We start from the raw sequence: 8,834 nt of genomic DNA on the forward strand, positions 1-8,834 counted from the left end.
CAGTTAAAACATATGACACAATGACCATATGCATGTGTAACGGGCTTTCCCCGAGGCTTGCCGCCATCGAGGGAAGCGCGGTGTTAACGATGGTGGTATCCAGCGACTGCATAAAAAAGCCAAATGCCACAATCCAAAGTTGCCAGCGGGTGCTGTCGGGAAGTTCTGTCATAACTCTGCTACCGGTTTGCTGTTTTTACGCGAAAAACGCAGACGCAGACGGTCGAAAAAGAGATAGACCACGGGCGTGGTGTACAGCGTCAGGAGCTGGCTCACGACCAGCCCACCGACAATGGTTATCCCCAAAGGCTGACGCAGTTCAGAGCCATCTCCTGCGGATAACACCAACGGCAACGCGCCAAACAACGCCGCCAGCGTGGTCATCATTATTGGGCGAAAGCGCAACAGGCAGGCCTGGAAAATAGCTTCTTCCGGCTGTAGTTTGCCGTTTCTCTGCGCTTCCAGCGCAAAATCGACCATCATGATGGCGTTTTTCTTCACAATGCCAATTAATAGCATGATCCCTATCAGGGCGATTAGGCTGAACGGGGCATTGAACAGTTCCAGCGCCAGCAACGCCCCGACGCCAGCCGAAGGTAGCGTGGAGAGAATGGTCAGCGGATGGACATAGCTTTCATACAGCATCCCCAGCACGATATAGACCGTGGCGATGGCGGCGATAATCAGGATCACCTGCGAATTCATGGTGTCCTGAAATACCTGTGCGGTACCGGCAAAGCTACCGCGAACCGTGGAAGGGACGCCGAGCTGGGTCATGGTTCTGTTGATGGCCTCTGTCGCTTCTGACAGCGAAGAACCTGTCGGCAGGTTAAACGACACGGTTGAGGCGGCAGACAAGCCCTGATGGTTCACAGACAGTGGCGCATTCGCCGGCTGCCATTTAGCAAAGTACGATAACGGGATCGCTTTACCGTCATTGTTGATGACGAACATTTTGTCCAGTGCGCTGATGTCCTGGGTGTAACGTCGATCGACCTCCATCACCACTTTGTACTGGTTCATCGGCTGATAGATGGTAGAGATCTGTCGTTGTCCGAAAGCATTATTCAACAGGCTGTTGGCGGCTGCCACGTCGATCCCCAGACGAGACATGGTGTCGCGATCGTAAATCAGATTCATCTCCGCGCCATTGTCCTGCTGATCGGAGTTGACGTCTGCCAGTTGGGGCAGGGCGGCAAGCGCCTTACGGATCTTCGGTTCCCACTCACGCAGCGCCGCGAGATCGTCGGACAGCAATGTGTATTGATAGCTGGCGTTGGCCTGGCGTCCACCAACGCGAATATCTTGCACCGCCATTAAAAACAGATTCGCACCTGGCTCTTTTGAAAGCGCGACGCGCAGGCGGTCGATCACCTGCTGAGCCGTTTCACGGCGTTCATCACGTGGCTTGAGGGTAATAAACATCATCCCGCTGTTGACCCGCGAACCACCGGTAAAACCGGTGACGTTATTCACCGCCGGGTCGTCGCGGATGATCTTCATAAAGTCCTGCAGTTTGCCGCGCATGGCCTGAAATGAGATGCTCTGGTCGGCCTGGATCCCACCCATCAATACACCCGTATCCTGCTCCGGGAAGAAGGTTTTGGGGATGGAAATATAAAGCCAGATATTCAGCGCGATGGTGCCAAGTAACACCACGCCTACCAGCCGCGTATGGCGCAGCACCCATTTAAGCGAGGTGCCGTAACTCTGTTGCAGCGCCACTAGCACACGACCAAAACCCCGCTTGCGAGACTGTTCGCGCGGGGTGCTGGATTTGAGCATCCAGCCGCACATCATTGGCGTTAATGTCAGCGACACCAGCAGTGAGATACCGATAGCAACCGACAGCGTGACGGCAAATTCGCGTAGCAAGCGTCCAGGCAATCCGCCCATTAACAGCAGTGGCAGGAACACCGCCACCAGCGACAGGCTCATGGAGAGCACGGTGAATCCCACTTCGCGCGTACCCTGTAACGCTGCCTGGAGCGGCTTCATTCCTGCTTCCAGGTGGCGGGCAATATTTTCCAGCACCACGATGGCGTCATCGACGACAAATCCCGTGGCAATGGTTAACGCCATCAACGACAGGTTGTTCAGGCTGAATCCGCACAGATACATGGCGGCAAAGGTACCGATCAGCGAGACCGGAACAGCTACCGCGGGTATCAGCGTCGCACGCCCGGAGCGCAGGAAAATAAAGACCACCAGGATAACCAGCGCCACGGAGATAATCAGCGTCTGTTCGACTTCTTCCAGCGAGGCGCGAATAGTCGGCGAGCGGTCCTGGGCGATTTGCAGATCGATAGCAGCCGGGACCAGCGTTTGTAGCTCCGGCAATTTGGCGCGAATGCTGTCTACCGTCTGAATAATATTGGCTTCCGGTAGCTTGCGGATCATCAGCAGAATGGCCGGTTTGGCATTGGTCATCCCCGCGTTGCGTACGTCCTGCACCGAGTCGGTCACAGACGCAACGTCGCCCAGTCGTACCGCCGCGCCGTTATTGTAGTGGATGATAATCGGCTGGTATTCGGCGGCGGTTTTCAGCTCATCGTTGGTTTGGACCTGCCAGCGGTGAGTATCATTCTCGATAGCACCCTGCGGCTTACGCACGTTGGCGTTGTCAATTGCGCTACGCACGTCATCCAGCGACACGCCCTGGTTAAACAGCGCTTGCGGATTAAGCCCTACACGCACGGCAGGCAGAGAGCTGCCTCCAACGTCCACGTCGCCCACGCCGTCGATTTGCGCGATGGTTTGCGCCAGTTGGGTTGATGCGAAATCGTAAAGTTCGCCCTGCGAGTACGTGTCCGACGTCAGCGTTAGGATCATGATTGGCGCATCGGAAGGGTTGGCTTTGCGATACGTTGGTCGGCTCGGCATCCCGCTGGGTAGCAGACTTTGCGCGGCGTTAATTGCGGCCTGAACGTCCCGCGCCGCGCCATTGATGTCACGGTCGAATTTGAATTCGAGAATAATACGCGTACTGCCAAGTGAACTGCTTGATGTCATTTCGTTCACGCCCGCAATGCGCCCCAGCGAGCGCTCCAGCGGAGTTGCGACCGAGGACGCCATCGTTTCGGGTGAGGCACCCGGTAACGATGCGCTGACCATGATCACCGGAAAATCCACCTGCGGTAGCGGAGCGACCGGCAGCAGACGAAATCCGAGTATGCCACACAGGGTGATGGCCACCGAAATAAGAATGGTCGCCACCGGACGATGAATGAAAAGCGCGAAAAATTTCATTTACGCTTCCTCTTCCTGACGCGGGAAGCGGCTTTTCACATACAGTGACAGACGGTCAAACAGCAGATAAATCACCGGGGTGGTAAACAGGGTTAATACCTGACTCACCAACAGCCCACCGACCATGCCAATACCTAATGGGCGACGTAACTCTGCGCCCACGCCGGTACTTAACATCAGTGGCAACGCGCCGAGCAACGCTGCCAGTGTAGTCATCAGGATCGGGCGAAAACGCAGCAGACAGGCCTGGAAAATGGCATCGCGTGGTGACATTCCCTGTTCGCGCTCCGCGGCAAGGGCAAAGTCGATCATCATGATGGCGTTTTTCTTAACGATACCGATGAGCAAAATAATGCCGATAATCGCGATGACGTCCAGTTCGCTCCCGGCAATCATTAACGCCAGGAGCGCCCCGACGCCCGCCGTCGGCAGCGTGGAGAGAATAGTAATTGGGTGAATAAAGCTCTCATACAGCACGCCGAGGACGATATACATCGCGACAACCGCAGCCACAATCAACCAGATGGTATTTCCCAGCGCGGCCTGGAAGGCGAGCGTGCTGCCCTGGAACTGGGTGGTAATATTTGCGGGCAGGTTAAGCGTTTTTTCGGTATCCAGAATGGCCTGTACCGCATCACCCAGCGACCACTCGTCTGGCACGTTGAACGAGATGGTGGTGACCGGGAACTGATCGAGGTGGTTAATCGACAGCGGGGCAAAACGCTGTTCAACACTGGCGATCGCGCTGAGCGGTACTATGCCGCCGTCGCTACTGGTCAGACGAATTGTATCCAGTGCCGCAAGCCCTGGCGTATTGTTGGTGTCATGTTCTAACACCACGCGATACTGATTTGCCTGGGTGTAGATGGTTGAAATCAGTCGCTGGCCGAAGGCGTTGTACAGGGCGTTGTCAACATCTGACATGCTGATGCCCAAACGGCTGGCGCTGTCACGATTGACGTTCACATATGCTACCAGCCCTTTGTCCTGCCAGTCGCTACTGACATCGGACAGTTGCGGTAGCTGATTTAGTTTTGCTATCAACTGTGGAACCCAGGTGCTGAGGGCATCAAGGGATGTCGCTTGCAGCGTGAACTGATATTGCGTCCGGCTGACCTGAGTATCAATCGTCAGGTCCTGAGTGGGCTGAAGATAGAGGTCAACGCCGGGAACTCTGTCAACCGCGTCTTGTAAGCGCGCAATCACTTTCTGCACCCGATCGTCGCGTTCATCCAGAGGCTTAAGGTTGATTTGTAAGCGCGCGCTGTTCAATGCCGTATTAGTGCCGTCCACACCGACAAAAGCGGTCAGGCTTTCTACCGCCGGATCTTTCAGAATGACATCTGAAACCTGACGCTGGCGCTGGGCCATGCTGGCAAATGAGCTGGACTGCGGTGCCTGCAGCGTGCCCTGGATAATGCCGTTATCCTGGATCGGAAAGAAGCCTTTGGGAATAAAGACCCACAGCACGACGCTTAGCGCCAGCGTACCAAGCGCCACGCTGAGCGTCAGCCACGGATGGTTGAGCACTTTCGCCAGCCAGTGGCCGTACCCGGCAATAACGCGATCAAACATGCGCTCTGAGGCACGGGAGAAGCGGTTTTGCTTACGCAATGAGGTCTGATTCAGCATACGCGCGCACATCATCGGCGTAAGAGTGAGCGAGACAACGGCGGAAATCAGAATCGCCACGGCCAGCGTCACAGCGAACTCCCGGAATAATCGACCTACGATATCACCCATAAATAGCAGTGGGATCAGTACGGCGATCAGTGAAAATGTCAGAGAGATGATGGTAAAACCAATCTCGCCCGCGCCCTTCAGGGCAGCAGTCAGCGGTTTTTCGCCTTTTTCGATATAGCGTGAAATATTCTCGATAACCACGATAGCGTCATCCACCACAAAACCTGTCGCAATGGTTAGCGCCATGAGGGTCAGGTTGTTGATGGAGAAATCAAGAAATACCATCACCGCGAAAGTACCGATTAACGATAACGGTACGGCGACCGCAGGAATAATGGTTGCCGGAATATTGCGCAAAAACAGGTAGATAATCATGACTACCAGCGCAATCGCCAGCATCAATTCAAATTGGGTATCCGCTACGGACGCACGAATATTGGTTGTACGATCGGAAAGTACGCTGACCTTAACCGATTTGGGCAGGCTCTCGGTGAGCTGCGGCAGCATCTGGCGGATACTGTCTGCCGTGGAGATGATGTTTGCGCCAGGCTGACGCTGAACATTCATCACTATAGCTTGTTGCTTATTGGCCCATGCGCCCAGCCAGCTGTTTTCGGCCCCTTGCTCAACGGTGGCAACATCGCCCAGACGAACCGGTGCCCCGTTTTTATAGGCAACAATGAGCTGACGATATTCATCCGTGGACTGCATCTGGTCGTTGGCTGAAAGGGTAACGGCACGCGTTGGGCCATCAAGACTCCCTTTTGCCGAATTGACGTTGGCACCGGTAATGGCCGTACGGATGGTTTCGCTGGTCAGACCGAGTGCGGCAATGGCCTGAGCGTTAAGCTTCACGCGGACCGCCGGACGTTGCCCACCGGAAAGTGTTACCAGACCCACGCCGGAGACCTGAGAGATTTTCTGCGCGACGCGGGTTTCGACCATATCTTCCACCTGCGTCATCGGCATGGCGCTGGATGTGACCGCCAGCGTCATGATCGGTGGATCTGCCGGGTTTACCTTGCTGTAGACCGGAGGGTTAGGGAGATCGCTGGGTAATAAATTGGTGGCGGCGTTAATCGCGGCCTGAACTTCCTGCTCGGCAACATCCAACGGGAGCGTCAGTTGAAACTGTAACGTAACGACCGATGCGCCACCGGAGCTTTGTGATGACATCTGTTTTAAGCCAGACATCTGTCCAAACTGACGTTCAAGCGGTGCGGTGACCGCCGAGGTCATGACGTCCGGGCTGGCGCCAGGGTAGAGCGTAACGACCTGAATCGTGGGGTAATCCACTTCAGGTAAGGCGGCGATTGGCAAGAAGCGATAACCGATAATTCCGGCAAGCAAAATCGCGACCATCAGCAGCGTGGTGGCGACGGGGCGCAGAATAAACAGGCGCGATGGTCCGCCTGTGTTGTCCGGAGGTAACACCTGCATCAGGAGTTAGCTCCTTTTTTGCCGTATCCGCGTGGCGCTGTTTTCTCGTCGGAAACAGAGGCGTCGTGCGCCTCAACGACTTCGACTTTTGCGCCTTCCGTCAGACGGTCAATCCCGTCGGTCACGACCCGATCGCCCGCAGAAAGCCCGGCGGCAATCACCACTTTTTGGCTATCCTGAATACCCGGTTTAACCAGGTGTTTGCTCACTTTATTGTCGCTATTCAGTACCCAGACAAAGTGGCCTTCGTTACCCATTTGCAGGGCGGCAGTTGGGATCACAACGGCATTTTGTTCCGTGTCGACCAGCATGCGGGCGTTAACGAACTGGTTAGGGAATAAAGCATCATCCTGATTGTTAAAACGAGCCTTAACTTTGATTGTTCCGGTGGTGGCATCAATCTGATTGTCGAGACTGAGCAGGACGCCTTCGCTCAGCTTTTGCGAATTGGTTCGGTCCCAGGCTTCGACCTTCAACTGGCTCCCCGATTTTTGTGCCTGCAACACGGTAGCAATGTCGTTTTCAGGCAACGTAAATATCAGGTCGATGGGATGCGTTTGCGTAATGACGACGATTCCGGTGGTATCGCCGCTGGAAATTTGGTTACCGACATCGACCTGTTTCAGGCCGACACGACCATCGACAGGCGCGGTTATCCGGCTCCAGTCGAGCTGCAACTGAGCGCTGGCGACACTGGCTTCATCCGCTTTGATTGTGCCTAACGTCTCGTTGACCAGCGCCTGCTGGGCGTCCAGCTCCTGACGGGAGACCAGATTGGTTTTAACCAACTGTTGATAGCGGGCAAGATCGCGACGGGCATTCGCCAGCGTGGCTTTATCTTTTGCCAGTTGTCCCAGCGCCTGAGCCAGAGCAACTTTGAACTGGCTGGGATCTATCTCTGCCAGCAGGTCACCGGCTTTAACCTGTTGTCCTTCCTCAAAGTGTAAGGCAATGAGTTGACCATCCACCCGACTACGCACCGTGGCGGTATTTGCGGCAGTAACGGTCCCCAGCCCTGTCAGATAGCGTGGCACGGCTTCCTCGGTGGCGGTGGCAGCCTGCACGGGAGCCAACGGTCCGGAGCGCATTCCACGCCGTCCTGACCCCGCCGTGTGCTGCGCGGGTTTGGTCGCGCCCGGTGCGGTTCCCTGGGATGCGCTGCGGCTTTGCCAGAACCAGATGGCGGCGACGGCGGCCACGACGATCACGATTGCTATCACCCAGCGGGATTTATTACTGCCTTTCATTGTTATGAGTTTCTCATCCTGAAACGATTCGCGGAATGATACTAGTTTAGCCAGTGAACAAGGGAGAAAAATGGAGGAATTATGAAACACTGTCGGGATTCGTCTGAATGCTGACGCGGCTTTGCGAGGCGTTACGCAACAATCGGTGGTGAAGATAGCGAATACGCAATTGTGCGATAGAGTGCTGACAAGGCAAAAAGGAGGAAAGCCAGAGATTTCAGCAGGACACTGGAACGGGAAAGCCCCTCCCGAGGAAGGGGCCAAAATAAGGAAAGGGTTATGATGAAGCAGGTCATCATACTGGTGATACTCTTAGTCATTAGCTTCGCGGCTTACTAAGACACCAGGGGGAGGGGAAACCTTCCCTAACCCTCACTCCTGAAAATAAGCCACAGCAAGGATGATGTCAATACGCACACTTTTCAGCGTGCGAGCGGCTTAGCGGAAAACAACGTCAGCCCAGCGGGCCAGTCCGGCGGTGACAGAACCGAAGTCATCGCCACCCGCGATAGGGATCCCGGGAAGCTGCTGGGCGAGGGCTTTTTTAATCAGCGGCGAACGCGCGCTGCCGCCGGTCAGATAAATCACGTCTGGTTTTTCCTGTGCGTTGTCCAGCGCCAGCTGGACCTGCTCGAGAATACGCGCCAGGGGCTGATTGAGCGCAGCTTCCAGTCCGTGTTGATTGATATCGGTTGCCAGCGTGTCGCTGATAAACGGTATCGCCGCCGTTACAATAGTCTGGTCGGAGAGTGCGATTTTGCTCTCTTCTGCACTGCGCACCAGGCGATAGCTCAGACGCTCGCGCCAGACTTTAAGCAGCAGAGCGACTTTATCGGCTTCTCTCGCGTCGCGGACAAGATCGTTGAGCAATCGACCGTTGGCGCTGCTATAGAAATCACTTTGCGCGGGAACGTCGTTGATTGCGACCGCGTTCCACCAGGGGAGAATCGGTAAGGCGATACCTTTTTCAGTCTCACCGCCCATACCTAGCAGTGGCATCAGGTGTTTAAACGCCAGCGCGATATCCAGATCGTTCCCGCCTACGCGGCAGCCACTGTGTCCCAGCAGGCTGTTTTCGCGATCGGCGCGCTGATGCCATTGCGGCCCCATCAGCAGCAGTGAACAGTCAGTCGTACCCCCGCCGATATCCACCACCAACACGCGTTTTTCTTCCTGCAGCGTCGCTTCGTAATCCAGTCCCGCCGCTACCGGCTC

The 8,834-nt window shown here is 55.6% G+C and carries 5 protein-coding genes and 1 pseudogene; 1 reads left to right on the forward strand and 5 read right to left on the reverse strand.

The features are described from left to right. The 4 genes and pseudogenes from FDW94_RS24025 to FDW94_RS09880 form a co-directional block, all read right to left on the reverse strand. Positions 1–172, reverse strand: a pseudogene (locus FDW94_RS24025) (multidrug transporter subunit MdtD); the annotation flags it as partial. Continuing rightward, positions 169–3,249, reverse strand: a complete 3,081-nt coding sequence (gene mdtC, locus FDW94_RS09870) for a multidrug efflux RND transporter permease subunit MdtC (RefSeq protein WP_137377507.1) — start codon at positions 3,247–3,249, stop codon at positions 169–171. The pseudogene FDW94_RS24025 and the gene mdtC, both read right to left, overlap by 4 nt. Continuing rightward, positions 3,250–6,372 carry an MdtB/MuxB family multidrug efflux RND transporter permease subunit gene (locus FDW94_RS09875; protein ID WP_137377508.1) on the reverse strand — a complete coding sequence of 1,041 codons (3,123 nt, stop codon included), beginning with the start codon at positions 6,370–6,372 and terminating at the stop codon, positions 3,250–3,252. Continuing rightward, entirely contained in the window at positions 6,372–7,619 is a 1,248-nt protein-coding gene (locus FDW94_RS09880; protein WP_137377509.1) for an MdtA/MuxA family multidrug efflux RND transporter periplasmic adaptor subunit, read from the reverse strand. Before FDW94_RS09880 ends, FDW94_RS09875 begins: the two co-directional genes overlap by 1 nt. 279 nt (positions 7,620–7,898) lie before the next feature. Here FDW94_RS09880 and FDW94_RS09885 point away from each other — a divergent pair, with 279 nt between their 5' ends. After that, positions 7,899–7,958, forward strand: a complete 60-nt coding sequence (locus FDW94_RS09885) for a type I toxin-antitoxin system Ibs family toxin (protein WP_100280300.1) — start codon at positions 7,899–7,901, stop codon at positions 7,956–7,958. A gap of 99 nt (positions 7,959–8,057) precedes the next feature. Here the strand turns inward: FDW94_RS09885 and yegD are convergent. Beyond that, the coding region (gene yegD / locus FDW94_RS24030) for a molecular chaperone (protein ID WP_249358380.1) at positions 8,058–8,834 on the reverse strand (777 nt) is incomplete at its 5' end.

The organism is Citrobacter sp. wls757, assembly GCF_005280935.1.
Taxonomy (GTDB): Bacteria; Pseudomonadota; Gammaproteobacteria; order Enterobacterales; family Enterobacteriaceae; genus Citrobacter; species Citrobacter portucalensis.